The 25,381-nt window shown below is 54.3% G+C and carries 31 protein-coding genes, 1 tRNA gene and 2 pseudogenes; 13 read left to right on the plus strand and 21 right to left on the minus strand.

The features are described from left to right. Positions 1–15 precede the first annotated feature (15 nt). Positions 16–642 (minus strand): multifunctional acyl-CoA thioesterase I/protease I/lysophospholipase L1, encoded by a 627-nt coding sequence (tesA, locus tag ACNY69_RS00985; RefSeq protein ID WP_367396146.1) that lies wholly within the window; start codon positions 640–642, stop codon positions 16–18. Here tesA and ybbA point away from each other — a divergent pair. Continuing rightward, on the plus strand, positions 610–1,296 hold the full coding sequence (gene ybbA, locus ACNY69_RS00990) for a putative ABC transporter ATP-binding protein YbbA (protein ID WP_418797148.1): 687 nt from the start codon (positions 610–612) through the stop codon (positions 1,294–1,296). The genes tesA and ybbA overlap by 33 nt on opposite strands. Further along, positions 1,293–3,710, plus strand: a complete 2,418-nt coding sequence (gene ybbP, locus ACNY69_RS00995) for a putative ABC transporter permease subunit YbbP (RefSeq protein WP_111138983.1) — start codon at positions 1,293–1,295, stop codon at positions 3,708–3,710. Before ybbA ends, ybbP begins: the two co-directional genes overlap by 4 nt. A gap of 271 nt (positions 3,711–3,981) precedes the next feature. On the opposite strand, the gene purK is transcribed toward ybbP, so the two are convergent. The 4 genes from purK to ppiB form a co-directional block, all read right to left on the minus strand. Beyond that, positions 3,982–5,046, minus strand: a complete 1,065-nt coding sequence (gene purK / locus ACNY69_RS01000) for a 5-(carboxyamino)imidazole ribonucleotide synthase (RefSeq protein WP_418797150.1) — start codon at positions 5,044–5,046, stop codon at positions 3,982–3,984. Then, a complete protein-coding gene (gene purE / locus ACNY69_RS01005; RefSeq protein ID WP_293770807.1) occupies positions 5,043–5,549 on the minus strand; it encodes a 5-(carboxyamino)imidazole ribonucleotide mutase in 507 nt (168 codons plus the stop codon). The genes purK and purE overlap by 4 nt, the downstream gene beginning before the upstream one ends. A gap of 131 nt (positions 5,550–5,680) precedes the next feature. After that, positions 5,681–6,397, minus strand: a complete 717-nt coding sequence (gene lpxH / locus ACNY69_RS01010) for a UDP-2,3-diacylglucosamine diphosphatase (protein WP_418797151.1) — start codon at positions 6,395–6,397, stop codon at positions 5,681–5,683. Next, positions 6,397–6,891, minus strand: coding sequence for a peptidylprolyl isomerase B (ppiB, locus tag ACNY69_RS01015; protein ID WP_111138987.1), 495 nt, complete (start codon positions 6,889–6,891; stop codon positions 6,397–6,399). The genes lpxH and ppiB overlap by 1 nt, the downstream gene beginning before the upstream one ends. 212 nt (positions 6,892–7,103) lie before the next feature. On the opposite strand from ppiB, the gene cysS reads away from it, so the two are divergent. Beyond that, positions 7,104–8,489, plus strand: a complete 1,386-nt coding sequence (gene cysS / locus ACNY69_RS01020) for a cysteine--tRNA ligase (protein WP_288475745.1) — start codon at positions 7,104–7,106, stop codon at positions 8,487–8,489. A 139-nt stretch (positions 8,490–8,628) separates the two neighbouring features. On the opposite strand, the gene ybcJ is transcribed toward cysS, so the two are convergent. Together ybcJ and folD are read right to left on the minus strand one after the other, a co-directional pair. Further along, positions 8,629–8,841: a ribosome-associated protein YbcJ gene (gene ybcJ, locus ACNY69_RS01025; protein ID WP_111138989.1), complete on the minus strand. Its 213-nt coding sequence runs from the start codon at positions 8,839–8,841 to the stop codon at positions 8,629–8,631. Beyond that, on the minus strand, positions 8,842–9,708 hold the full coding sequence (gene folD / locus ACNY69_RS01030; protein ID WP_111138990.1) for a bifunctional methylenetetrahydrofolate dehydrogenase/methenyltetrahydrofolate cyclohydrolase FolD: 867 nt from the start codon (positions 9,706–9,708) through the stop codon (positions 8,842–8,844). A gap of 172 nt (positions 9,709–9,880) precedes the next feature. Here folD and ACNY69_RS01035 point away from each other — a divergent pair, with 172 nt between their 5' ends. Next, positions 9,881–10,384, plus strand: coding sequence for a DUF1198 family protein (locus ACNY69_RS01035; protein ID WP_111138991.1), 504 nt, complete (start codon positions 9,881–9,883; stop codon positions 10,382–10,384). A gap of 94 nt (positions 10,385–10,478) precedes the next feature. Then, positions 10,479–10,555 (plus strand) — tRNA-Arg (locus ACNY69_RS01040). A gap of 15 nt (positions 10,556–10,570) precedes the next feature. On the opposite strand, the gene ACNY69_RS01045 is transcribed toward ACNY69_RS01040, so the two are convergent. From ACNY69_RS01045 to ACNY69_RS01090, 10 genes and pseudogenes are all read right to left on the minus strand, one after another. Continuing rightward, the gene (locus ACNY69_RS01045) at positions 10,571–11,734 is read right to left on the minus strand and encodes a tyrosine-type recombinase/integrase (protein WP_418797152.1); all 1,164 of its coding nucleotides are present in this window, start codon (positions 11,732–11,734) and stop codon (positions 10,571–10,573) included. 137 nt (positions 11,735–11,871) lie between these two features. Beyond that, positions 11,872–11,961, minus strand: a pseudogene (locus ACNY69_RS01050) (helix-turn-helix domain-containing protein); the annotation flags it as partial. 91 nt (positions 11,962–12,052) lie between these two features. After that, entirely contained in the window at positions 12,053–12,283 is a 231-nt protein-coding gene (locus tag ACNY69_RS01055; RefSeq protein WP_418797153.1) for a hypothetical protein, read from the minus strand. 61 nt (positions 12,284–12,344) lie between these two features. Then, complete coding sequence (locus ACNY69_RS01060; protein WP_418797154.1) at positions 12,345–12,605, minus strand: hypothetical protein; 261 nt, start codon at positions 12,603–12,605, stop codon at positions 12,345–12,347. A 90-nt stretch (positions 12,606–12,695) separates the two neighbouring features. Continuing rightward, a complete protein-coding gene (locus tag ACNY69_RS01065) occupies positions 12,696–13,124 on the minus strand; it encodes a DUF2513 domain-containing protein (protein WP_418797155.1) in 429 nt (142 codons plus the stop codon). 28 nt (positions 13,125–13,152) lie between these two features. Then, positions 13,153–13,416: a hypothetical protein gene (locus tag ACNY69_RS01070; protein WP_418797156.1), complete on the minus strand. Its 264-nt coding sequence runs from the start codon at positions 13,414–13,416 to the stop codon at positions 13,153–13,155. A 36-nt stretch (positions 13,417–13,452) separates the two neighbouring features. Then, positions 13,453–13,790 (minus strand): annotated as a pseudogene (locus ACNY69_RS01075) (hypothetical protein). Next, complete coding sequence (locus ACNY69_RS01080; protein WP_418797157.1) at positions 13,791–14,546, minus strand: hypothetical protein; 756 nt, start codon at positions 14,544–14,546, stop codon at positions 13,791–13,793. Then, positions 14,546–14,674 (minus strand): hypothetical protein, encoded by a 129-nt coding sequence (locus ACNY69_RS01085; protein WP_418797158.1) that lies wholly within the window; start codon positions 14,672–14,674, stop codon positions 14,546–14,548. The genes ACNY69_RS01080 and ACNY69_RS01085 overlap by 1 nt, the downstream gene beginning before the upstream one ends. After that, a complete protein-coding gene (locus ACNY69_RS01090; RefSeq protein ID WP_418797159.1) occupies positions 14,661–15,041 on the minus strand; it encodes a hypothetical protein in 381 nt (126 codons plus the stop codon). Before ACNY69_RS01090 ends, ACNY69_RS01085 begins: the two co-directional genes overlap by 14 nt. 42 nt (positions 15,042–15,083) lie before the next feature. On the opposite strand from ACNY69_RS01090, the gene ACNY69_RS01095 reads away from it, so the two are divergent. Continuing rightward, positions 15,084–17,330: an SGNH/GDSL hydrolase family protein gene (locus ACNY69_RS01095; RefSeq protein ID WP_418797161.1), complete on the plus strand. Its 2,247-nt coding sequence runs from the start codon at positions 15,084–15,086 to the stop codon at positions 17,328–17,330. A 38-nt stretch (positions 17,331–17,368) separates the two neighbouring features. Here the strand turns inward: ACNY69_RS01095 and ACNY69_RS01100 are convergent, their stop codons facing one another. Then, the gene (locus ACNY69_RS01100) at positions 17,369–18,415 is read right to left on the minus strand and encodes an acyltransferase (protein WP_418797162.1); all 1,047 of its coding nucleotides are present in this window, start codon (positions 18,413–18,415) and stop codon (positions 17,369–17,371) included. Between the two features lie 594 nt (positions 18,416–19,009). Here ACNY69_RS01100 and ACNY69_RS01105 point away from each other — a divergent pair. From ACNY69_RS01105 to ACNY69_RS01120, 4 genes are all read left to right on the plus strand, one after another. Then, entirely contained in the window at positions 19,010–19,183 is a 174-nt protein-coding gene (locus tag ACNY69_RS01105) for a DNA polymerase V (protein ID WP_418797163.1), read from the plus strand. Between the two features lies 1 nt (position 19,184). Continuing rightward, positions 19,185–19,508 carry a S24/S26 family peptidase gene (locus ACNY69_RS01110; protein ID WP_418797164.1) on the plus strand — a complete coding sequence of 108 codons (324 nt, stop codon included), beginning with the start codon at positions 19,185–19,187 and terminating at the stop codon, positions 19,506–19,508. Positions 19,509–20,044: 536 nt separating this feature from the next. Then, the gene (locus tag ACNY69_RS01115) at positions 20,045–20,368 is read left to right on the plus strand and encodes a hypothetical protein (RefSeq protein ID WP_367396149.1); all 324 of its coding nucleotides are present in this window, start codon (positions 20,045–20,047) and stop codon (positions 20,366–20,368) included. Between the two features lie 180 nt (positions 20,369–20,548). Then, positions 20,549–20,731 carry a hypothetical protein gene (locus tag ACNY69_RS01120; RefSeq protein WP_146240828.1) on the plus strand — a complete coding sequence of 61 codons (183 nt, stop codon included), beginning with the start codon at positions 20,549–20,551 and terminating at the stop codon, positions 20,729–20,731. A gap of 410 nt (positions 20,732–21,141) precedes the next feature. On the opposite strand, the gene ACNY69_RS01125 is transcribed toward ACNY69_RS01120, so the two are convergent. Both ACNY69_RS01125 and ACNY69_RS01130 read right to left on the minus strand, forming a co-directional pair. Beyond that, entirely contained in the window at positions 21,142–21,354 is a 213-nt protein-coding gene (locus tag ACNY69_RS01125) for a hypothetical protein (RefSeq protein ID WP_111138994.1), read from the minus strand. A gap of 265 nt (positions 21,355–21,619) precedes the next feature. Further along, the gene (locus ACNY69_RS01130) at positions 21,620–21,883 is read right to left on the minus strand and encodes a tlde1 domain-containing protein (protein ID WP_418797165.1); all 264 of its coding nucleotides are present in this window, start codon (positions 21,881–21,883) and stop codon (positions 21,620–21,622) included. 412 nt (positions 21,884–22,295) lie between these two features. On the opposite strand from ACNY69_RS01130, the gene ddpX reads away from it, so the two are divergent. Further along, complete coding sequence (ddpX, locus tag ACNY69_RS01135; RefSeq protein ID WP_128084138.1) at positions 22,296–22,877, plus strand: D-alanyl-D-alanine dipeptidase; 582 nt, start codon at positions 22,296–22,298, stop codon at positions 22,875–22,877. 140 nt (positions 22,878–23,017) lie between these two features. Here ddpX and ACNY69_RS01140 read toward each other — a convergent pair whose 3' ends face one another. After that, complete coding sequence (locus ACNY69_RS01140) at positions 23,018–23,254, minus strand: DUF2171 domain-containing protein (protein WP_003854080.1); 237 nt, start codon at positions 23,252–23,254, stop codon at positions 23,018–23,020. A gap of 357 nt (positions 23,255–23,611) precedes the next feature. On the opposite strand from ACNY69_RS01140, the gene ACNY69_RS01145 reads away from it, so the two are divergent. Then, on the plus strand, positions 23,612–24,202 hold the full coding sequence (locus ACNY69_RS01145) for a DUF1349 domain-containing protein (protein WP_418797166.1): 591 nt from the start codon (positions 23,612–23,614) through the stop codon (positions 24,200–24,202). A gap of 102 nt (positions 24,203–24,304) precedes the next feature. Beyond that, entirely contained in the window at positions 24,305–25,321 is a 1,017-nt protein-coding gene (locus ACNY69_RS01150) for a DUF481 domain-containing protein (RefSeq protein ID WP_293770733.1), read from the plus strand. The last annotated feature ends 60 nt before the right edge of the window (positions 25,322–25,381 follow it).

Raw genomic sequence — 25,381 nt, forward strand, 5'->3', positions numbered from 1 at the left:
GCGCATCCAGGCGCGCTACGGCTGCTTAACTAAGGGAGCCAGTTCTCTGGCCATCAACCCGGCGATAAACGGCTGGGCATCGGGATTGGGATGAATGCCATCCTGCTGCATCCATTCGGGTTTCAGGTAGACCTGCTCCATGAAGAAGGGCACCAGAGGGATGTTATGCTGCTGCGCTAAGCCGGGATAGATGCCGCTGAACGCCTCGGTATAGCGGCGGCCATAGTTTGCAGGCAGGCGGATCTGCATCAGCAGCGGCTTCGCGCTGGCGGCCTTGATAGCGTCAATGGCCTTGCTCAGCGTCTGCGCAATGGTATCAGGCGGAAAGCCGCGCAGACCATCATTACCGCCCAGTTCGATTAACACCCACTGGGGCTGATGCTGTTTTAATAGCGCAGGCAGACGGGCCAGCCCCTGTGCGGCCGTGTCACCGCTGATGCTGGCGTTGACCACTTTCGGTTTCTGCTGCCACTGTTTATCAAGCAGGCTGGGCCAGGCTGCAGTGGCAGACATGCGATAGCCTGCGCTCAGGCTGTCGCCCAGCACCATCAGCGTATCGGCAGCCGCCAGACGCGACACCAGCAGAAGCATCAATAACAGGAAGGGATAATGCCAGCGGAAAACATTGTTGAAGTTCATCATCTTACTAAGTCCGTCGGTCAGGGAGAGCATCAGTTAACCATCCTTACCGGAGTTGAGTTGGTTGTCAAACCAGCCGAGACCCTTGCGTTGATTGGCGAGTCGGGTTCCGGCAAGTCTACCCTGCTGGGGATTCTGGCCGGGCTGGACGACGGCAGCAGCGGGGAGGTCCATCTGCTGGGGCAGCCGCTGCACCGGATGAATGAGGAGCAGCGCGCGGCCCTGCGCGCTAAACAGGTCGGTTTTGTGTTTCAGTCGTTTATGCTGGTGCCGACCCTGAACGCGCAGGAGAACGTGCAGCTGCCTTCGCTGCTGCGCGGTGACAGCGATCGCCAGAGCCGGGAGCAGGCGCGCGAGCTGCTGACGCTGCTTGGGCTGGGGGAACGTCTGCACCATCTGCCCGCCCAGCTTTCAGGCGGGGAGCAGCAGCGGGTCGCGCTGACCCGCGCCTTCAGCGGCCGTCCGGGCCTGCTGTTTGCCGATGAACCGACCGGCAATCTCGATCGTAAAACCGGTGACCGCATCGCCGATCTGCTGTTTTCCCTGAATCGCGACTTCGCCACGACCCTGATTCTGGTGACGCACGATGAGCAGCTGGCGGCGCGCTGCGACCGTCGCCTGCGGCTGCGTGATGGCAAGCTGTGGGAGGAGCAATGATCTGGCGCTGGTTCTGGCGGGAGTGGCGATCGCCCTCGCTGCTGATTGTCTGGCTGGCCCTGACGCTGGCGGTCGCCTGCGTCCTGGCGCTGGGATCGATCAGCGATCGCATGGAAAAGGGGCTGAATCAGCAGAGCCGTGACTTTATGGCGGGCGACCGTACGCTGCGCAGTAGCGCGGCGGTGCCGGAAGCCTGGCTGGCGAAAGCGCGTGAAACCGGCCTGACGGTCAGCCGTCAGCTGACCTTTATGACCATGACCTTTGCCGGCCAGTCGCCGCAGCTCGCCTCCGTCAAGGCGGTCGATGACGCTTACCCGATGTTCGGCACGCTGCAGACTAAACCGCCAGGTCTGAGGCCGCAGGCGGGCACCGCCCTGGCCGCGCCGCGCCTGATGGCGCTGCTGAATCTGAACGTGGGCGATGTGCTGGACGTCGGAGACACCCGGCTGCGCATCAGCGGCGTGGTAATTCAGGAGCCGGATGGTGGCTTTAACCCCTTTGAGATGGCGCCGCGTCTGCTGATCAACCAGGCCGATGCCGCGAAAACCGGGGCGATCCAGCCTGGCAGCCGAATCACCTGGCGCTACAAATTCGCCGGCAATCCCGACCAGCTGGCCCGCTACGACCGCTGGATTGAGCCGCAGATCAGGGCGGACCAGCGCTGGATCAGCACTGAGAACTCAGAGGATGCCCTGGGGCGTTCGATGCAGCGTGCGCAGCAGTTTCTGCTGCTGTCGGCCCTGCTGACCCTGATGCTGGCAATTGCGGCCGTGGCGGTCGCCATGAGCCACTACTGCCGCAGCCGCTACGATCTGGTGGCGGTGCTGAAAACTCTGGGGGCCACGCACGGCGCCTTGCAGCGTCTGATCATCGGTCAGTGGCTGGCGGTGCTGCTGCTGGCGGCGATAGCCGGTGGCCTGATCGGGCAGGGCGTGGAAGCGATTCTGATGGCGATGCTGAAACCGGTGCTGCCAGCCAGCTTACCGGCGGCCAGCCTCTGGCCGTGGGTCTGGGCGGTGGGCTCGCTGTTTGTGATTTCGCTACTGGTGGGGCTGCGTCCCTATCGTCTGCTGCTGGCGACGCAGCCGTTGCGGGTGCTGCGGCGCGATGCGGTAGCCAGCCTCTGGCCGCTGAAATTCTACATCCCGGTGATGGCCGCGGTTGTCATCACGTTGTTAGCCCTGCTGGTGGGCGGCAGTAAGATGCTCTGGGCGCTGCTGGCCGGTGTGGTGGTGCTGGCGGGCTTACTGGCCATTACCGGCTGGGGCACGCTGCTGCTACTTCGGCGGCTGGTGGTGCGCAGGCTGGCCCTGCGGCTGGCGATCAACCGGCTGCTGCGTCAGCCCGGCATGACGTTAAGCCAGCTCGCGGCCTTTTCGCTCTCGTTTATGCTGCTGGCCCTGCTGCTGGTGATGCGGGGCGATCTGCTGGATCGCTGGCAGCAGCAGTTACCGGCGGACAGCCCGAACTTCTTCCTGCTGAACATCAGTGCGGAGCAGGTGCCGCAGGTGCGGGATTTCCTGCAGGCGCACCAGATTAAGCCCGAAATCTTCTACCCGATTGCACGGGTAAGGCTCAGTGAGCTTAACGGTAAGCCAGCGGATCCTGGTCGGGATAACGCCCTGAACCGCGAACTTAACCTGACGGCGCTGGCCGAGCGTCCGGATCACAATCCGCTGGTGGCCGGTCACTGGCCGCCAGGGGCAGGAGAGGTGTCAATGGAGGTGGAGCTGGCGGAGCGGCTGGGCGTGAAGCTCGGTGACACCCTGACGTTCGAAGGCGATACGCAGACCTTCAGTGCCCGAATCTCCAGCCTGCGTAAAGTGGACTGGGAGAGCCTGAAGCCGAACTTCTTCTTTATTTTCCCGCCGGGGGCGCTGGACAGTCAGCCGCAGACCTGGCTCACCAGCTTCCGTATGGCGGCCGATCCGGTTCTGCTGGCCCAGCTGAACCGCGCCTTTCCGACGCTGAGTCTGCTGGATATCGGCAGCATTATGCGGCAGATCGGTCAGGTGCTGACGCAGGTCAGCCAGGCGCTGGAGATCATGGTGGTGCTGGTCACCGTCTGCGGTCTGCTGTTGCTGCTGGCGCAGATTCAGGTCGGGATGCGTCAGCGTCGGCAGGAGCTGGTCGTCTATCGCACGCTGGGGGCCGGTAAGCGCCTGCTGCGCACCACGCTATGGTACGAGTTTGCTCTGCTCGGCGTAGTCTCCGGCGTTGCGGCGGCGATGGGAGCAGAAGCGGCGCTGTGGGGATTACAGACCCGAATCTTTGACTTCCCGTGGCAGCCCGACTGGACGCTCTGGCTGGCGCTGCCGTTGTGCGGCGCGCTGCTGTTATCCCTCTGCGGCGGCTGGCTGGGAATCCGGTTACTGAAAGGAAAAGCTCTGTTCAGGAAGTTCGATGCGGCGTAGCGGTCAGATTCGGGGCAGGACAGGCCGCATCCCGCCCGTTTTTACCGCTATGCAGATCAACAGGCGGAAAACCGGAGTGAGGCGTTACGCAGGAAGGATGAATTCAATCCGCTAACGGACGCCCCTCAGGGATGAGGAGCGTTATCACGCGTGACGGGCGGGCAGGGGCGTTTTTGCGATCTTTTCCCGATGTCTGCTGCTGACTGAGAGAGAACGGCACCATCATGCTGAGCGGCCCGATCAGGCCGCCCTGCACTGTCGGTGGCGGCAATCAGAGCTTCTCAACTGCCCACGCAATACCGCTGGCGTACTCTGCAGGCAACTGGGGCACCAGCGCGTTCAGCGCCATCTTAAGCCGCTTCGTGTCGCTGTCGGTCAGATTGAGATGGCCCACTTTACGGCCCGGACGCACCTCTTTGTCATACCAGTGCAGATGCACCAGCGGCTGCTGCAGCCAGCTGAGGTTTACGGCGGTGCCAATCAGGTTGACCATCGCCGACGGGGCAAAGACCACCGGCTGCGGCAGCGGCAGGCTGAGAATGGCGCGCAGATGCAGCTCAAACTGGCTGATCGAGGCGCCGTTCTGCGTCCAGTGGCCGCTGTTATGGACACGCGGTGCCAGCTCGTTAATCAGCAGTCCGTCAGGCGTGACAAAGCACTCCATCGCCATCACGCCAACATAGTTCAGCGCATGCATAATCGCACTCAGCATCGCTTCGGCCTGCTGCTGCTGCGCCCGATCCGCCTGGGGCAGGGCGACGCTGGTGCGCAGAATGCCCTCCTGATGCAGGTTATGCGTCAGCGGATAGAACACGACGTTACCATCGTGGCCGCGCGCGCCCACCAGCGAGACTTCACCGGAAAAGTTAATGCCCTGTTCAACGATGCATTCGCCGTAGCAGGCATCCGGCAGCTGGTGCGTATCACCGGCGCGCAGACGCCACTGACCGCGTCCGTCGTAACCGCCGGTGCGGCTTTTCACTATCGCCAGCTCGCCCAGCGAGTCAAACACCGTCGGCCATTCGCTGTTGTCCGACAGCAACTGCCAGGGGGCAGTCGCCAGGCCAAGCTCGTCCAGCAGCTGCTTCTGCGTCAGGCGATCGGCCAGACGCGGAAAAATATCGCGGTTAACAAAGGCCGGATGGCTGGCCAGTTCACGCGTCAGCGCCGTCTCCGGCCAGCGTTCGATCTCGGCGGTGATCACGCTGTCGGCGATCGGCAGAGCGGCAGGATCGGCGTCCAGACCCACCGGGTAAACGGCAATGCCCAGGGGTTCACCCGCCTGACGCAGCATACGGCCTAACTGGCCGTTGCCCAGTACGCAAACCGGCTTCATGCCTCCTCCCGCGGATCGGGGTGGTTAAGCACTTCATCGGTCTGGCTCTGACGCCAGGTGTTGAGACGTGACGCCAGCGCACTGTCATGCAGAGCCAGAATCTGCGCCGCCAGCAGGGCGGCATTGGCGGCACCGGCTTTACCGATCGCCAGCGTGCCAACCGGAATACCGCGCGGCATCTGCACGATCGAGTAGAGGCTATCGACGCCGCTCAGCGCCGCGCTCTGCACCGGTACACCCAGCACCGGCACCAGGGTTTTGGCTGCCAGCATCCCCGGCAGATGGGCTGCGCCACCTGCACCCGCGATAATCACCTGAAAACCGTTGTCCGCCGCGGTTTCGGCGAAGCTGAACAGTTTATCCGGGGTGCGGTGCGCAGAGACCACTTCAACATGAAAAGGGACGTCCAGGCTGGTAAGAATGTCAGCGGCGAACTGCATGGTGGCCCAGTCACTTCTGGAACCCATAACAATGGCGATGCGAGCCGGGGCGTTGGATGACATGCGGTCAACTCCTGTGGATGAACAAACAGACCTGGCCGGGCGGACAGGTTTTGAAGGGCACCGAGAATAGCATGACAGACGCGGAAGGAAAACGGTTGCGTCACGCTTAATGCCGTCGGTTTGACGGCCGATCAGAAGTCAAATTCAGTGAGCTGAATGCCACTGGCGTCGAGCTGAATCATGGAACCCCGTTCGTGCCAGGCACCCAGTACCGCGCGCTGTGCCGTTTCGCCCTGCACCGCCAGCGTATGAATTGCCGGGCGGTGAGTGTGGCCATGGATCAGCAGCGGCACCTGCTGGCGCAGCAGGGTGGCGACGACCGCATCCGGGTTCACATCCATGATGCTCTGAGATTTGTGCTGGTTAGCCTGCTTGCTGTCGGCCCGCATCCGCGCGGCAATCCGCTTGCGGATCCGCAGAGGCAGCGCCAGAAAGAGCCGCTGGATCCAGGGATTATGTACTCTGGCGCGAAAGCGCAGATACCCCGCGTCGTCCGTGCAGAGGGTATCACCGTGCATGATCAGTACGCGCTGACCGTAGAGCGTCAAGACCTGCTCTTCCGGCAGCAGCGTCATGTTGCTGGCCCGTGCAAAGCGGCGGCCCAGCAGGAAATCGCGGTTGCCATGAATAAAGTAAACCGGCACCGGCAGGGCGCGCAGGGCATCGGCAACCTGCTGATGCAGCGGATTGGGATCGTCATCGCCTATCCAGGCTTCAAACAGATCGCCGAGAATATAGAGCGCGTCGCAGTGAGGAGCTTCGCGCGCTAAAAAATGCAGAAAACCGGCGGTAATCGCCGGTTCTTCCTGACACAGATGGAGATCTGCGATAAACAGCGTGCGCGACATTACTCGCTGACGGTCACTTTCTGGATAACGACGTCATCTTTTGGCACATCCTGGTGCATACCGCTGCGGCCGGTAGAGACGGCTTTGATCTTCTCTACCACATCCATGCCTTCAACCACTTCTGCAAACACGCAGTAGCCCCAGCCCTGAACGCTTTCATCACGGAAGTTCAGGAAGTCGTTGTCAGCGACGTTGATGAAGAACTGTGCGGTCGCAGAGTGCGGCGCAGAGGTACGCGCCATAGCCAGCGTACCTTTGGTGTTTTTCAGGCCGTTGTTCGCTTCGTTTTTGATTTCAGCTTTGGTCTCTTTCTGCTTCATGCCGGGTTCGAAACCGCCGCCCTGGATCATAAAGCCGTTGATGACACGGTGGAAAATGGTGTTGTCGTAAAAACCTTCACGGCAGTAATCCAGGAAGTTCTGTACGGTGGCCGGCGCTTTATCATCGAAAGTTTTGATTACGATATCGCCATGGTTCGTCTGGAAAGTTACCATTTTTGTTGTCCTGTAAAGGTTGTGATCAGTAGCTGAGGTCGCTCTGTTAACTGGCGTACCCCTTTTAGTCGACGGTTCTTATATCATAAATTCCGATGACGCGTCAGCAGCGCGGCGCAGTTGGCTTGCTTTGCGTCGCGCGAGCGATAAAAATACGGCACAATGTCTGGATACTTAAAAGTGTCAACCACACGCGAAAACGGAACCGTTCAATGCTTAAGATTTATAACACCCTGAGTCGACAGAAAGAGGAATTCAAACCCATTCATGCCGGTAAAATCGGCATGTATGTTTGCGGCATCACGGTGTATGACCTCTGTCACATTGGTCATGGGCGGACGTTCGTGGCGTTTGATGTGGTGTCGCGCTATCTGCGCTACCTCGGGTATGAGCTTAACTATGTGCGTAATATTACGGACATTGATGACAAGATCATCAAACGTGCCAATGAAAATGGCGAAAGCATCGAAACCCTGACCAATCGTATGATTGGCGAAATGCATAACGATTTTGCCGCCCTGGGGATCCTGCCACCCGATCAGGAGCCACGCGCGACCCGCCATATCGCAGAGATCATTGCGCTGGTTGAAACGCTGATCGCACGCGGGCACGCCTATGTCGCGGAAAATGGCGACGTCATGTTTGATGTGCTCAGCGACACCGACTATGGCGCGCTGTCGCGTCAGGATCTGGAACAGCTGCAGGCGGGCGCGCGGGTTGAAGTGGCCGACGTGAAGCGGAATCCGATGGACTTCGTGCTGTGGAAGATGTCCAAAGCGGATGAGCCCGCCTGGCCATCACCGTGGGGCAATGGTCGCCCGGGCTGGCATATTGAGTGCTCGGCGATGAACTGCAAACAGCTGGGCAGCCACTTCGATATTCACGGCGGCGGCTCCGATCTGATGTTCCCGCATCATGAAAACGAAATCGCCCAGTCGAGCTGCGCGCATGACGGTCCTTACGTCAATTACTGGATGCACTCCGGGATGGTGATGGTCGACCGCGAGAAGATGTCCAAATCGCTTGGCAACTTCTTCACCGTGCGTGACGTGCTGCAGCATTATGATGCGGAGACGGTGCGTTACTTCCTGATGTCCGGTCACTATCGCAGCCAGCTCAACTATGGCGAAGATAACCTGAATCAGGCGCGAGCGGCGCTGGAGCGTCTCTACACGGCGTTGCGTCATACGGACAGCAGCGTCCCTGCCAGCGGGGGTGAAGCGTTTGAAGCGCGATTCCGCGCGGCGATGGATGACGATTTCAATACCCCGGAAGCCTACTCGGTGCTGTTCGACATGGCGCGTGAGGTTAACCGCCTGAAAAGCGAAGAGGGCGCATCGGCCGATGCCCTGGCGTCGAAGCTGCGCGAGATGGCCAACGTGCTGGGCATCCTGCAGCAGGATCCTGAGCTGTTCCTGCAGAGTGGCGCGCAGGTGAATGACGAAGAGGTTGCCGAGATTGAGCACTGGGTGAAGGCCCGTGCCGATGCCCGTGCCGCCAAAAACTGGGCGGATGCAGATATCGCCCGCGACAAGCTCAACGCGCTGGGCGTGATTGTCGAAGATGGGCCACAGGGCTCAAGCTGGCGTCGGAAATAGGGCGGAAGGGGCGAGCAATCGCCCTTTTTTTGCGACTAACGGGCAGGTCGCTCTTTTTCGTACTGGCGGGCTGATACCGCGCAGACGCGCAGGGCTGACGTGGATGCTGCAACGGCGTCCCCGCAGGGACGCCAGCGCATCACTCAACGACCGTGGTGCGGAAACCGGAGAACTCGACGGTCTGACCGGCCACGATTTTGCAGCGCTTACGGGTTTCGACCGCGCCATCGACCTTCACTTCGCCCTCGGCAATCACGATCTTAGCCTGTGCACCGCTCTGAACCCAGCCTTCCAGCTTCAGCAGGTCACACAGATCGACATGCGGGAATTTTCCCAGTGAAAAATTTGCCATTTAAACAACCTCTTTATCGTGAAACTCTTCACACGCCTGCAGCGTGTTCTGGATCAGGGTAGCCACCGTCATCGGGCCAACGCCGCCCGGCACCGGGGTAATATAGGATGCACGCTCTGATGCAGTGTCGAAATCGACATCGCCCACGACTTTGCCGCTCTCCAGTCGGTTAATGCCAACGTCGATGACGATAGCACCGGGTTTGATCCACTCACCCGGAATAAAGCCCGGCTTACCGACCGCCACCACCAGCAGATCGGCGTGCTCAACGTGATGGCGCAGATCTTTGGTAAAGCGGTGCGTTACGGTGGTGGTGCAGCCTGCCAGCAGCAGCTCCATGCTCATCGGACGACCAACGATATTCGATGCCCCGACCACCACAGCGTTCAGGCCGTAGGTGTCGATGTTGTAACGCTCCAGCAGCGTGACAATCCCGCGCGGCGTGCAGGGACGCAGAGTCGGCGCACGCTGACACAGACGGCCAACGTTGTAGGGGTGGAATCCATCGACATCTTTGTCTGGCGTGATGCGCTCCAGCACTTTGACGTTATCGATACCGGCGGGCAGCGGGAGCTGAACCAGGATGCCATCGATCTCATCGTCCTGATTGAGAGTATCAATCAGCTCCAGCAGCTCAGCTTCGCGGGTCGAGGCGGGCAGATCGTAAGAGCGGGAATGGAAACCCACCTCTTCACAGGCGCGGCGTTTGCTGGCCACGTAGATTTGCGAGGCCGGGTTTTCACCCACCAGCACCACAGCCAGACCCGGCGCACGTTTTCCGGCCGCCAGACGCTGCTTCACTTTTTCCGCAACCTCAACGCGCACCTGCTGCGCAATCGTTTTACCGTCAATAATTTTTGCTGCCATCAGAGAGGAAATCCACTGTGTTGTGTTGAATCGGGGAAGGGGGCTATTTTGTCAGAAGCGGGGGCTGCTGTCAGTCACAGTTTCAGCCGCATACGCGCTTTCCGACTTTTCATCGCGACGAGTGGCTGCCTGCATGCGTATGATATCTGCAGAACTATCAGGGGAAGATGTCATGATCTGGATAATGTTTGCCACGCTGGCGGTGGTGTTTGTCGCCGGATTTCAGCTGCTCACCGCAGGCTCACGTCATGCCGTTCAGCGGCTCAGCAAGCGGCTGCAGTTGCCACCGGTTCAGGTGGAGTCGATGACCGCGATGATGGGCAAAGAGGCGGCGAAAGAGTTTACCGACTATCTGAGTCACGATAATGAAACGCATCTGCATAACGGTGCGGCGGTGTTGCTGATCTGGCAGGTGCTGATAGTGGACGGCAGCGAGGAGAACAGCCAGCGCTGGCATGGCATTCTCAGTCGCGCCGGTTTTTCGCCGCTGATCAGCCGCCAGCAACTGCTGCTCGCACTGGGCTTTCTGCGCCAGCTGGAGCCGGACAGCCAGGAGCTGCACGCGCTTCGCGAACAGTATAATGCGCGTTTCACACCGCAAGGGATTGAGCTGGAAGGAGAATCTGCCGCGACTCGCCAGGTCGTGTCGCTCAGCGAATGGCGCAGGCGTCATTGATGCGAATTGGTTAATCCCGCAGCACTTCGCTGCGCAGAAACGGCAAAAACGTTGACGTACCCGCTTCCGGACGTATAATCCGTGCCATCTCCATGCGCCCTTAGCTCAGCTGGATAGAGCACCGGCCTTCTAAGCCGTAGGTCACAGGTTCGAATCCTGTAGGGCGTGCCAAATAAATTCAAAGACTTACCTCCTTCCTCCGGCTGCCAGATTTTCCACATGGGACAGATTTGGGACGCGACTGCCAAAAATCGCATCAATTTGCCGTGCATGCTCCGTTAAGTGGTTAGGTGCAAGGTGAGCGTATCGCTGTACCATTTCAATGCTTTCCCAGCCTCCCATTTCCTGCAGTGCAGATAACGGAACGCCAGCCTGAATTAACCAGCTCGCCCACGTATGCCGAAGGTCATGGAACCGGAAATCTTCTATGCCAGCCCGTTTCAATGCTGCGCGCCATGCAGTGTTTGAGTCGACCCGCATCTTCCTGACGCTTGCCGTAGTGGTGCCGTCATTTCTCTTCACCGATTCGGTGTGAACAAATACCCAGTTGTGATGCCGGCCGATCTGTCGCCTCAAAACAGCTTCCGCCATTTCATTCAGTGCTACGCCAATAGCTCTGCCTGATTTGCTCTCTTCCGGGTATATCCACGCCACCTTTCTCTGCAGGTCAATCTGCTGCCACTTCAGGTCAACGATGTTCGAGCGGCGCAATCCTGTTGCAAGCGCGAACTCTACGGTAGACTTTAGGGGCTGCGGACACTCATCAATCAATCGCTTCGCCTCAGCGGGTTCGAGCCACCGTACCCGCTTATTTCTTTCCTGAGGCACTTTGATAACCGGCGACTTCTCGATCCACTTCCATTCACGTTCCGCTGCGCGCATCAGCGCCTTCATTAATGACAAATGCTTTGCCTTGGTGGAGGTGGAAACGGCCGCCGGTTTGTATTCCCCGATATCCAGCCCTCTCTTCGCCATCGACATGGCGCGCTGCTCCCAGCGCTCCTTTGCTTTGCGGTTGGTCATCCTGCTGACCGCGGCATAAATCTTTGCCTCACTGATATCCTTCAGCAACACACCTTCAAAGTGCATGAGCCAGAATCCGATCCGGCCCTTATCGGCATCGAGTGATTTCTTGTGCGCCTTTTCTTCCAGCCAGCGCAAGCATGCTTCTTCGAATGTCACGTCGGGGAAATCACCCAGCCGCTCTATTCGCCATAACTCAGCCTTTCGCCGGTCGTGAAGCTCCTGTGCTTGCTTTCGGTCCTCTGTGCCAAGAGATTCCTTAATGCGCTTCCCGCCTGGCGTCGTGTAACTCCCGTACCAGACGGAACCTCTGCGGAAGATCGACATGATTTATTCTCCTCATGTGCATCTGCCGCGCTCACGGCGACAGTGTGCATTGGATTGTTAAGAGCGGCAATACAGGCCTGACGGGTGAGGAGGTAGGGAGACTTCGGTTTGGACGGGTCTTTGCGCGTTGCCATGAGCCTGCCGGTCTTAATCCACTGCTGGCAGGTGGGGCGGGAAATCCCGAGGAACGCGCATGCCTCATCCATAGACAGGGCATAGGTTTCCATATCTACTCCTTATTCTGCCAGCCTCAGGCCAGCACGATATAAAAAAGGCGAGCCACAGAGTGAACTCGCCGGGAGGTGTCGGTGGTCGTTATCACTTCGCAGGATCTCTCTCCTGATCCACCTGCCGCACATAGAACGCCAGCCAGAGCTTTGCCGGGAATGTGCCAGGCGGGAGGCATTGAATTGTTTTGGCCTGCTTATCGAGAAGGGTGGTTATGATCTGGTCGTGTTCTGATTTAGGCCTGCCATCAGTCGCAGCTAGAATGTCGGTGCGGCATTTGCGCGCCACCGAGCGAAGCGCGTTTTCTGCTTCAGGAGACATTTGAACTCCGAAGTTTGGGCGTAAAAAAACCTGCCGGAGCAGGTTCCATAAAGTTGATAATTTATGGTCTGGTCGAAAAAATATAACCGACTTCGTCCCTTCCCGTATAATAAAAATCAACGTAAGAGCCTCCGTTTATACTTAGGCTCTGGAATTGGCGATATCCTAAATTACCGAATAAGACATCACTTACAGGACCGCGATCTACTTTAAGTTGATGCTCAACTATTTCGCCGCCTTTGCTGGGGATGATATGTTTATCATACTCAGCTTGCATATCAGTATTGCCGTTTTTTCTTTCAGTTACATTTACCTTCATCATTCTTCCTTTTGATAAACCGGGGTCGTTCCGCACTGCGGCAGCAGCGACGCTTAGCAATGATACAGCAGGCAATCCATTAAATATTAGGTACTAATCAATATCCAGACCTGTTAAGTCTTTTACTTTTTTCTTTGCAAAGCCCAGAGCCAAAGATTTTGACAGCCCCATCAGCGTGCTGATGCCCTCATCCTTAAAGTTGGTTTTGATAGTCTGCCACACATCTTGTTGCCTCAGATCTGCAATAAAATCATGCCCACGGGCAGTCAATCTGAGGGGAATGTCAAGCCAATAGTAACCTACCTCTTCACCTAGATTTTGGAACATTTCGTGACCAATTCCGGGCTTGCCATCAACTCTCATAATCAGACCATTGTCATGGAGTAGGCGCATATGAAAAATAAAATTTGCATCATCGTTTGGAAAACCTGATTTGGACAAATCATTGAGCGTAGTATCCGGCCCAACAGTATCCTCAAACGCAATGAGTAAATCTTTGAGGTATTGCTGATCGATTTTCATAAAAAGCCCCTTAATGGCGCTAAGAATTTTATGCAGTTGTATAAGGCAATTTATGATAATCACATGCTACTTCAATAAATTTTTGTAGCACTTCAGTTGTCATCCATGTTTTTTTGCTGATATGCCATACCCAATGTAAAATTCCTTGATGTGTAGAGCATTCTTCAAGCGGTATATGATATGGGTGATTTACATTGATTATTATTTCATTGCCTACAACCTTCACCTGTTCAGAAAGCTTGTTGGCATGTTCAAAGAAATCTTTCAAATCTTGACCGAAAATATTTGGCATTTTAACTCCATCAACTACCGTGACATGTCACGATAGTTATATCACCAGTTTCGTATCGTGACAGCTATTTGTTAGCCAGCTGGCGAACTCCCCTGGCATGGGCATTTGCTTACCGGCAGGCGATCGCCACACTTCCCGCACTTGCGCTTCGCCAGCGCTTCCAGCTGCTGCGCCAGCTCAGCCGCGTCCTTGCGGATAAGCATGGTGATGTACTCGTTCAGCTCATACGGCTCGCAGCCGGGGTGTCGTGCGGCGCAGTTCTGCGCCAGCATCTCCACTTCCTGACTATCCAGCTTCAGCTCCAGCTTTTTAACGCCGGCAGCGGCCTGGCGGGCACGCTGCGCTGCTTTGCGTTCGGTGGGGGGGTAAGGCATTTACACCTCCAGCACCATTTGCAGCGAAATGCGGTCTCGTTGCTCGCAATAGACGAGTGAGCCGGGGCTGTTATGCGACTCAATGCGCTCAACTAACAAGGCCGCACGTGTCTCTTTGGATGCTGGCGCGTATGCTCCAGACCATGCTTTATCGATACCGATGTTGCGCGCGACGTTTGTACTGTCAGCGCTCGCGAGCGGGAGCTTTGTAAAAATCTGCGGGTTAAGCATGCGCAGACCATGCAGCTTAGCGATTGGCTGTCCGTAAGCGTCGGTCACGTGGCGAATAAGGTCTTTCATCCGCGCAACAGCGAGGTTTGGCCGCTTCACGTCATACTCGCCACAGCTGCCGATCGCTACCCGCGGATACTCGTTGCAAAGCCGAATGAAACGCTCGTCACTTTCGTTCATGTGCCACACTGGAACGCCGTAGAAATCACCGTGCGGCCACTCATCCAGTAGCGCCTCGTTCTCAGCTTCTCCGCCGTCGATTACATCGGGGATGATCGCAAAATCGAAGCCTGGATGATTTTTCCAGCGCGCCACGAACTCGTAATAATCGGCCCAGTCGATTTTATTGCGGCCAGCTGCTTTCCACGCCGTAAACGCGCCGTTATCCAGCGCGAATGACTGGCAAGCTTCAGACGCCAGCCCAAGCTGCTCGGGATGGGCAAACGAGATAAAGGCGTGCCTGCCGCGCCAGGCTTTCAGCGCGGCAAGGTCAGGTGTAATCGGGCCCCCGTGATAGTGGATCATTACTCATTATCCTTGCCGGCGCTGCCGCGCAGCTGCCCGGCGAACTCTTCTGCATTGAGCATCAAACGCTCTAGTGTGATGGTGCTGTCCAGATCGCCGACGGCGGACAGTTGCTTACTGGCGAACATGATGATGCCTTCGGCGCGGATGCAGATACCGATTCACAGTCCCAGCCAGCGATATCACCACAGCAATAACAACAGAGGCGCAGATGAAGCAGGTAACGATGCTCACTGCGCTTATTTTTTGTGGGTGAATACCATCAACAATTACGGCAATGGTCAGCCAGAATGCGGCAATACACGAGCCATAGATAACTGCGTTAAGTTTCTTTTCTCTGAAAGCACATCTAAACCATGCAGTAAGCCTTCTGGCGCACTTCACCACCATGAGCGCCGCAACAATACCCACAAGCCAGTACAGCAATGGTGGCCACATGCGGGTCGCTATCACGACCATCATCACTGCAATCGTCATCTGAATAATCGGGTGCATAGCATTCCTCACAGTAATTAACAGCCATCACGGAGCGCGAAAATGGCCGATATTAACGCCAACGTAGTAATCAGCATGCCTTCGCAGTTATTCACTGCTGCCAGAAGCTTTCAAGCGTTGGCAAATGGTAAAATCTATATCGGCAAGCCAGATACCGATCCATCAATTCCTGATAATCAGATTCAGGTCTACATTGAAGGTGAGGGTGGTGACGCCATTCCGGTTGCTCAGCCGATTGTTATCAACAGCGGTGGATTCCCGGTTTATAACGGAAGCGTCGCCAAATTTGTTACTGTAAAAAATCACTCCATGGCTGTTTATGACAGCTTCGGCGTGCAGCAGTTTTATTTCCCGGACATCCTGAAATATGACCCTGACCAGTTCAAAGACCAGCTTGCAGAAAATAGCGGCGCTTCGGTCATTGGCACGGCGCAGGACGGAACAGTTCAGGACTTCATTGATAAACTCAAAAGTAACCAGGGTGCCGGAGTTATAAATGCCAGCGACGGCCGCGATTTGCAGGAGTGGCTTTTAGCGCTGGACTCTGCCGAGTATCGCCAAAAGAATATTTCAAAAACCGTCGCTTTCAATTTTAAGATTCGCATAAAAAGACCGGTAAGTATTGTATGCCAGGGTGATTCTATCACTGCCGGGTATGATGTTAATTCTACCGATATCACGCCGCCTGACATGGGGGACAGCAGCACACACGCATCAGTGACCTATCCCGCCGCGTTGCAGTCCATACTCTCATCAATAACGGGTTCTGCTGTATCAATCACCAAATACGCAGCCAGCGGACAGACTGCAGCTCAGGGACTGAACCAGTGGACGACTAACCCAAATGCTGACATTGCGGTCATCATGTACGGCATTAACGATGCAAATCAGGGGGTCAGCATTGACTCTTACCTTGCATCGATGGAAAAGCTCATTCGCCGGTATATCGACTGGGGCCATGCCGTCATCGTCATGACGTGCGCATCCAGCGGCTTTGGCTATGACAATCCTCTCTATCAGGTTTACTCACAGCAGGTTAAAACGCTGGCCACCCTGTATGGCTGCGCCCACATGGATGCGCATGAGGTTCAGTACAACGCACAGCTCGGTGTCACCGCTTCGGACTCGATCCACTTTAACTCATGGGGATACTATCGCCTTGGATGTGCGCTGGCCTTTATGATGTGCGCAGGCGGACTGGTAGAAGGTTATCGGCCAGTGAGCACTGAGCACATCATCTGGCCCGGAAAGCAAAGCAGCAGTATCGGGTTCTTTGACCCTAAAAGCTCAATTCAGATGACTTACGGGCCCGCGCTTAACCTGCAAGGAATTGTTGCCCGGGTTCCACCCAGCACGCCATCGCGGGTCACGTACTGTTTCTATCTTGATGCTGAGGCTGCCGAGGTTTATGTGAATGGTCGCTGGGAGGATATGCAGGTTCAGATCGACTTTGATAGCCCGCTTCCCTCTACCACGCTGGTCCGGCCCGCTTACTATGACATGCAGAATGAAGGTACGCTCCTGGCTTACGGACCCAACAAAAAGACCACTCGCCGCTACCTGAGGGAGAGAAGCGCCCATCTGTTTGACGGTAAGCCGCGTCTTGCAGGATGTCTTGTGGGAAGAGGGTGGCACAGCCTGACTATCTTCAATGATCAGACTACCGGATCAAACAATGAGTTCTTTATCCAGAACATAGTTGTGAATCCGGTCAGCTCTTCATTTGGTCAGGGGGATGCTGATGCATCAAGGGTTATTCGCAACACCAAAGAGAGCTATGTCTACAAATACCCTCAGGCAGGCGCGATTGATAATGCCTTCCCTACGGCAGTTGGCCTGGTGACGGCGCAGATTCCTTTGCCGGTAGCTCTCTATGGCTACACCTATAACCACCCAATTGACTCAGTGCCGGTTGAGGTCACAATCACTGCGTGTGGTGGAGACTATGGGGCAACGCCTCTGGTGTTCAAATACATCCTCTCCAGAAATACGCCTGACAATATCCTCCAGATAACCAAGGTTTATTCGACGGCGCAGGCATTTGTGATGAGCAAGGCATCAATCAGCACGGCCTTGAGGAAAACCACGTATGCGAAAGGAAGTCAGGGGAACGCGAATATGCCATTTGCTGACATCTACGCGGAGGATGTGCCAACTTCAGGAATTGCGACGTCACCTTATCGAAAGTACCTTTCTCTGGAGTTTACCGGTTCGCTGAAATCATACTGGGTAATAGAGGTATCTGGAGTGACGATTGGCCAGCAGGGTGCTATAGGCATGGCATCATAAAATAATAAAGGCATCTAAATAAGATGCCTTTGCTTTCGCTAAATAACCAACTTTCGTACATATTTTATTTTATGAAGTGCAGCGTAAAAGACAAGGCAGCATAGATATGTAGAGCATGCAATCATTGCCGCGCTTAGTAATACGCTGTGATTCTTCATTGCTGGCATCATAAGGAATACTTCAAGTGGCATCAGGTGGAACAAGTAAACGCAGAAACTTGATGCGCTAAGGTAGTTAAGCGGCTTGCTGGCGAATGCAATGCTGCTGTCTTTTATTTTACTAAGTAAGGAGAAGAGCAGGGAACTGACAATAAATATACCCACAGAGTTATACCAGGTAAAACCCTCACCATGCTCAAGAGCGCCTATGGATTTCAAATAATGTTGGATATAAAGCATTGCTGCGATTGAAGCGAGCAACATAGTCGCTAATGCCCATGCACTTATGTTTTTGGCTACATCTCTGTTGTGAATTAGGTAGCCTATAACAAAGTAAGCAAGGTAAGTGCCAAGAAATTCCCCATTAAATAGGGTGTAAAAAGGTTGACTTCCAAATATGATCCCTTGAGAAACTGGCAGGTAGTATGCTATCAGGCATAGGGCTAAATAAATGAAGGTCTCTTTAGTTGATAGTACAGAAAGCATCCTTCCTATAAAAGGAGCGACGAAGTATAGCCCAATGATGGTAAACATAAACCATAGCTGATACGCATGTGACATGTCGCCGTGAAATATTTTGTATTCTAGGTCACTAAATTTAAATTCGGCACCGTGAATGAATGATATGAATATATTTGTAGCGTAAAAGTAAAATATAAGAACCAAGAAAAACTGAGGTATGCGTTTTTTATAGAAGTTTAAAACACCAATGCTTCCTATCTTTGGTAGCACCAAGGCGCCAGATATCATTAGAAATATTGGAACTCCTGTTCTACCGATTATCCTGAAAATCTGATAGGCGGACCACTGTAATTCGCTCAAATCCCTGTGAGCCATCATAAGCTGATCAGTGGTATGCAGAGCAACAACAGTTGCCATAGCAAAAAAGCGCGCAAAGTCCATCCATGCGATTCTATTTGAATTCATTTAGTTGCCTTGAGAAATTAATTTACTGTTGCTTTTCTTTTTTTGCTGATCTGTGCCATTGGTACTCACCTGAAAGCCAAGCGATAACCATGATCAGATCCAGGTAGCTATTGTTTGATAGGTGTCGGGTAATGATTATTTGCGAAAGGCAAAAGATACCCATAACTCTAATGAGCAATCTAAGCACGGCCTAGCCTCATGGTGGATGCAGCAGAAAATCTGAAGAAAGGAAGATACATCAAAGAGCAAAGGTTGTGTAAGCCTTTTGTAAGGAATGGTAGAACCCTATTGCTGATTTCTCACGTAAGCGCACAAAAAAGCCCCGGCGACGGGGCAGAGGTATACCGCGCCTCTCTGAGCAGGCTGCGGGGTGGGTGATTTGAGATTAGTATCGACTGAATAAACTGGCTAACAAAAATCCCAGAACCATCAATGGCTTTACAGAACTGTTACCCGTTTCGGCTTGATCAAATCCGCCGAACAATATTACTGTTTATCCATACAGTATTTATCAGGGGGGGATTTGCCATGCCGCGAGATTATGAGATTAAAGACGCATTTATAAGCGCTATGCGACGAGTGCCGGGTGGAGGGGTGACAGTTACCACTCAGGAGTTCGTGCGCCAGCTGGAGCTGCTCAACTGGCACTTTAGCCTGAGAGAGGCCAATCAGTGGATAAATTCGAATACATCGACGTTCCGGGATATCTCTGAGCAGGAGGGTGAAGCTAAGACCTATAAGCAGTTCAACCCGAACGGTGGCATCTGATATGGGATTTCCATCGCCGGCGCAGGATTTTGTCGAGAGCCGCCTCGACCTGAACAAACTTTTTGCCCCGCATCCGGACAACATGATCCGCATTGAGACGCCGACAGGGTTCGCTCTGGTTGACCGGTCACTGACACCGGCGCCGGGCGACACCGTCGCATTCCAGCATGATGACTATCCTCAGCTGGGCAAACTCTTCAGGTCAGGAATTATCACTCAGGACGGCGAGACGATCGACGGGGAAGGGCTGGAGGGGATTATTGTGCTGGGGAAAGTCACTGCCGAGATTCTGGCCTTGTATGAGCCGCGGCGGCCGACGATCTGATGGGACAGATTTGAGACACGCAAAGGTTTGAAGCTCTTTTCAGGCCTTTGCATGTTTTCGCATCATGGGACGTGTGAGCGCGGCAGAATGCGGTAAGTTAATGTGTTAAAAGGTCATTCTAGGAACTTCTAAGCCGTAGGTCACAGGTTCGAATCCTGTAGGGCGTGCCAGATTCTCTTCTCTCTGTTCTTCATCCCTGAATTTTTCACTTTCTGTCGTATTACGATCTGACTGACCTCTCTGCTGAACGTGTCAACGAATTTTCGCGTCCAGATAATGTGACAACTCAACCATCCGGCTGTTCAGGCACTTTTCTGAGGCCCGGTCAGATTAACGTCTGATTAACCGACATCCGGGTGTTCATATCAGGCGAGGGATGACGCCCGCTGTAAAATTCTGGTTTGCTGTTGAGATGAATTATCTGCTGTAAAATGGCCGTTTATATCCGTTTTCGTCTGTCCGGCGACGGGTTAGCACGGGACTCTTACACTGTGCTATATTCCGCTCGTGTCGCAACGTCATTCAGGATGAATCAGATGAACGATTATGAGCAAAGGCTTCTCAGGAATGGTTTCTCAGCTAAAGACGTTGGGAAATTAAAAGCGATTCTTACCAGAGATGAAAATCAATCCGATACTCTGCAATCTCTTGTTCAGGAACTCAGTAAACGTTTCTGGGCGGGCATCATTTGCCTGATAATTTTAAGCGCTGTTTTCATTTATGGTCTGGCGAAGGGACATACTGAAAGCCTGATATCCTATGCTATTGTCCTGATAATGGGCGCTGTTATCGTCTATTTCGTGATACCCATGAATCTTGCCTGGAAAGCCTTCAGGTTTACACGAGAAAGTGGACGCTGATAATATTAAAAATTTCATTAATTATTATCTCTCCCTGTTACGGGTTTATCTGGTTTTATATTAGCCAGGTTGTCCGTCCGGGGAATTATGCGTGATTATCGGTTTTGCGTTTTTCCTTTTAACTGAAGATATTATGTCGTTATCAGGTAAGCGCTTTGATGTTAATGGATGGATGCTCTGATGACAGATTTTGAGGAAAAGCTTCTGGCCAGCGGTTTTTCTCAGAAAGATATACGCAAGCTAAAAAGCATTGTGCAGAAGGATAAATATCAGGAAGAGACACTTCAGCAACTTGTGAATGCGTTAAGTAAGCGATTCCTGGGTAGCCGCAGTCGGGGTTTCTGCCCGGTAATTCTGCCGTAAGCATGGTATTTCAGCCGTTACTTTCTACACCGGGCGCAAGAAGTCTGGCGGCGTGGAACTCTCTGAGATAAAGCGGCAGAAGGAGAACGCCCGTCTCCTGCAGCGCTCACAGTGGAATGGCCCATCTGAACTAACCAGAGCGTCCAGATGTGCCGACGGTGATAGAACGTAAATCCGCTATGCCTGGCCGTTTTAGTGCTGCGCACCACGCGGTATTAAGATCGACGACGCTTGCCGTTGTCGCTTGCTTATCACTCATTTGAAAAGCACAAGCCAGACGAGTCTTCTGCTCAATGACCAACACCAATACCTTATAGTTAGCGACAACCGGCACCATAGGCACCGCGGGTTCAGACCCGGAAGGTACCTCTGAATGCCTGTCGGTGATGAGCTGCTTTAATGTCTCTTAGTTATCTCTGATTAGCTTTGCGATAAAGCCAGACACCAATAAAGGCCAGCAGTAGAGAAAAAACTGCCTTGAGGAGAATCACGGTCAATTCGAAACTATCCATAGCGCTTTCTCCATCACCACTGATATGGCCTTCGACCAGCGATTTGATGAATCCTTCAGGAATAAAAATCCAGGAAGCGGATAGAATTATAATAAATATCAGTATTTTCATCGTGCAACACACTTTGTGAAATCAGGAATGCCACGAACATCAATGCGGCCATATGCTAATAAACCATGACTGCCCGGTACGACGACTTTTTTCCGCCGCAATAATGAATTGCGTAAAGTCTGGAATTCAGATGAGCGATAAAAAGTGATGCAACCCATGATACGCCAGAACCGTCGGTATTAAGTGGGTGAAGCCTGAAGCTGCCGCGCTTTACACCATTAACAAAAACGTAATCACTCATGGTTTTAGCACTGTATAAACCAAACTACTCTGAGTGATGATTTCGGTACATATGGGCCATATCTATCAACTCTGCCCGGGCGCGGTTCAGCAGGCTCCCTTCTGGTCTGTCTACAATCCAGTATGTTCCTGGCGGAATTGCGGCCTTCTCAATGTCCGAACAATCTGGATTATTGATATATCTTTCAATGCCAGACAAAACATCGAACGAGCCCACACCATAGCAGTTTAGCTTTACACGTTTTCCGTCACTGGAAAGTCGGCCATAATCCATCATGCATATTTGCATTGTAAATGCTCCCGTTGTCAATTCTCAGCCAATTTATGCTGTTTCTGGCGGGCGGCTTAAATGTCCCTTGCGACCCCTGATTCGAAAAGCGGTCTGGCTGCGTTTATATTGCCACACCCCGTATCCTGCAGTCACCGTTCACCGGTACCCGCAATATTAAATCATCTAATTTGCCGCTCCCCAATCAGAAGCGACATCCTTTCTCCTCTGCGCCACTTAACCGCAGACACACACTCCCTGAAGGCATAAATACTGTGATCAATCATTCCGGATAAACAAAATTCCACACCCTCCCGGCTCAGAAAATCGTCACACCTTTTTTTCCTCTCGCCGCAATGCCATGATAGCGGTTCTGTCATCATCGCGCTCCGGCCAACCCGCCCCGGAGCTTATAAACAGGACGTCATGACGCATGGAAAGTAAACATCTGGTTGATATTGCGGAAGCCTTTCCGCAGCTGGTCATCGATCTGAAATATGCCACCGCCGACAACATTGCGGGCCGGCCGATCTACCGCGACGCGCGTTGTCTGTTGCACACTGAAGCGGCTGATGCGCTGGCGAAAAGTATCAGCATTGCCAGGGTAGCTGGCTATACCTTACTGGTCCTGGACGCATACCGGCCACCGTCCGCCCAGGCCGTTCTCTGGGAGGCCTGCCCGAACCCGGACTATGTTGTCCCGCTGTCGCGCGGATCAAATCACAGTCGTGGCACGGCGATTGACGTTACGCTGATCGACGAGCATGGCGCGATTGTGGATATGGGCACCGGCTTCGATGAGATGAGTGAGCACTCTCATCCTTATCATCCTGCTGTGGCCCTCAAAGCTCAGCGCAACCGTCTGATGCTGAATGCCATTATGCTGGGGGGCGGCTTTACCAGCATCTCAACCGAATGGTGGCATTTTGAACTGCCCGGCGCAGAACACTATCCAGTGATTGACGGTGTCTTTGACTGCTATTCTTCTGCACAGGCGGAAAATATCGGCGCCTGAAAAGGACCAATTGCAATAAATGGTCGCCGGGATACGTTGAGCGAGCGCTATTTAAAATAACGTCAGTGAACTCAGGCAGATTAATGCGGGGTAGGGATTTCAGATAAAAATAAGCCGTGGCAGGCGCCACGGCTTTCACATCAGGCAGACTGCCACTCGCTTTCAACATCCGCTTTCGCTTTAGAAAGGATAACTTTATTGTCGTCCACTTCTTTCACCCAGCTGAATGGAATAATGTGGTGTTTGCCGCCCGCTTCAGGATCGCTTTTCGCCAGCTTAATTTTGTCGTCGCCTTCAAAATGGTCAACAATCCCGACATGTTCGCCATTCACATCAACAACCTGTGCGTGATCTAAAATCTCTGATTTATCTACCATGGTGGCTTAATCCTTATATTTAATGAGTGCTGTATTTCTCAGACAGAACAAGCCTGGTTGCTAAATGGGGTTTCCGCCAGACGATTAACAAAATGAAATATCTGAGTGTGCCGGATCTGATCGGCAAAGATTTATTTCTGACAGAAAGATCAACGCAAAGTCAGCAACGCCTGAAACAGCGATTTCCCCCTCTGATGTCCCGGCGGGGCAGGGCGCTGATCTGCCCGGCTCACCCGCGTCAGCGCGGTTGTCTGACGCTTTCTGCACAATCAACGCTATGATCATCAGATCGGTCGCTTCGCGGCAGAGCTGTCTGAACGCGCAGGACCTGGTTCACTTAAAGGAGTGTGGATAACAATGGTCAGTTCAATCATGTCTGAAGGCGGTGTCTGGATTAATCAGCCATCCGTTTACCGTCTGGAGGGCGATGTCCTGCAGTTTGAAACGGCCCAGAACAGCGATTTCTGGCAGCGCACCTGGTACGGCTTCGAACGTCACAGCGGCCACGCCTTTGGTTTCCAGGTCGAGGGTGATTTTACCGTGCAGGTGCAGGTGAGGGCGGACTTCAGCCAGCTTTACGATCAGGCGGGCCTGTTTATTCAGGATAACGAGACACACTGGGTAAAAGCGGGTATTGAGTTTAACGATGAGCAGCCAGCCATCGGCTGTGTTGTTACGCGTGAATTTTCCGACTGGTCAACCGGGGTGTTTCCCGGCGATGCGCGCCAGTTCTGGCTGCGCGCAACGCTGATTGATTCTGCATTAAGAATTCAGTACTCCAGCGATGGCGTGACCTGGCCGCTGTTACGGCTCTGCTCATGGCCTGGTCAGGGGCGACGTTTTGTCGGCGTGATGGGCTGCTCACCTGAGCGCGAGGGACTGGCGATCCACTTCAGCGACTTCAGGCTGAGCCCGCCGCTGGGCAAAGCGCTGCACGACCTCTCCTAGCATCGGCCAGATTGCATATCCTCCCGTAATCCGCTTAATTGTCAGCTTCGAATCTGCCGTGCTGCGTTGCCCGCATCGGGCGGCGCTTTTACAGGGAAAGCTATGCGTTCTGTTACCTCGTTTACCTCGCTGCTGGTGGTCGGTTGCTTTGCCGGAGTGCAGCAGGCCGCAGCCGATACCGTCTGGCTGAATAATGGCGACCGCCTGTCGGGCACTATCCGTTACCTCAGCGATGGCCGGCTGGCGATAGAGACAGCCTATGCGGGCACGGTCACGCTCGACTGGAAAGCGGTCAGTACACTTGCCAGCGATAATCCGGTGAATGTCGAAAACAAACAGACCGGCGAGCACTATCAGGTCCGGCTCTCCTCATCTGACCCCGGCTATGTCTGGGTGGAGCGTAATGAGCAGGAGCAGCAGGTTTCGATCAAGCGTATTGATGAGTTTATGAAGGCCAGAGTGCGCAGCGATCGGCTCGCCTGGAGCGGCAACGTGGATGCCGGTGTGAAAGTCAAAAAAGCCTCGACCAAAACCGACGACTACAGTTTTGCGCTTAACACCAAACTGAATCAGGGAAAATGGCGGCAGGATATCGGCGCGACCTACAATCGGGAGCAGGAAAATGAGAGCGTCAACACGGACAACTACAGTCTGCGCTACGCCGTTGACTATCTCTTCAGGGAGCAGTTTTTCTGGCAGGCCCGCGCGACCTACAAGCGCGACTGGGTAGAAAATCTCTCGCGCCAGGCGTTAATCGGCACCGGGCCCGGTTATCAGCTGTGGGATACCGAACTTAGTGCGTTCTCACTCTCCGTGCTGGCCGGTGCGTTTGAATATGGCTACAGCGAAGACAGGGATGAGCGGCACTTCGGTGGTTCACTGCGCTGGAACTACCAGCGCTATCTGCTGGGCAAGTCGGTCACGCTCTACAGCAACGGCGACGCAGGACATTCGCTGGATGACGATGGCGTCTTTATGCTGGATGCGGAAGTCGGCCTGCGCTACAGCCTCACCTCCTGGTCTACCCTGCATCTGGGCTATCACCGCAATCTGGTCAGCGGCATACCGGACACCCTGAACGAGGGCATCTTCTCCACCGGCCTGGGGCTGAAATGGTAACCCGCTGATCGCACAGCGCGGCAGCAAATCCTTACGGTTTTTCTGCGGTTACCGGCCCGC

This window comes from Pantoea graminicola, from assembly GCF_048452665.1.
Classification (GTDB): Bacteria; Pseudomonadota; Gammaproteobacteria; order Enterobacterales; family Enterobacteriaceae; genus Pantoea.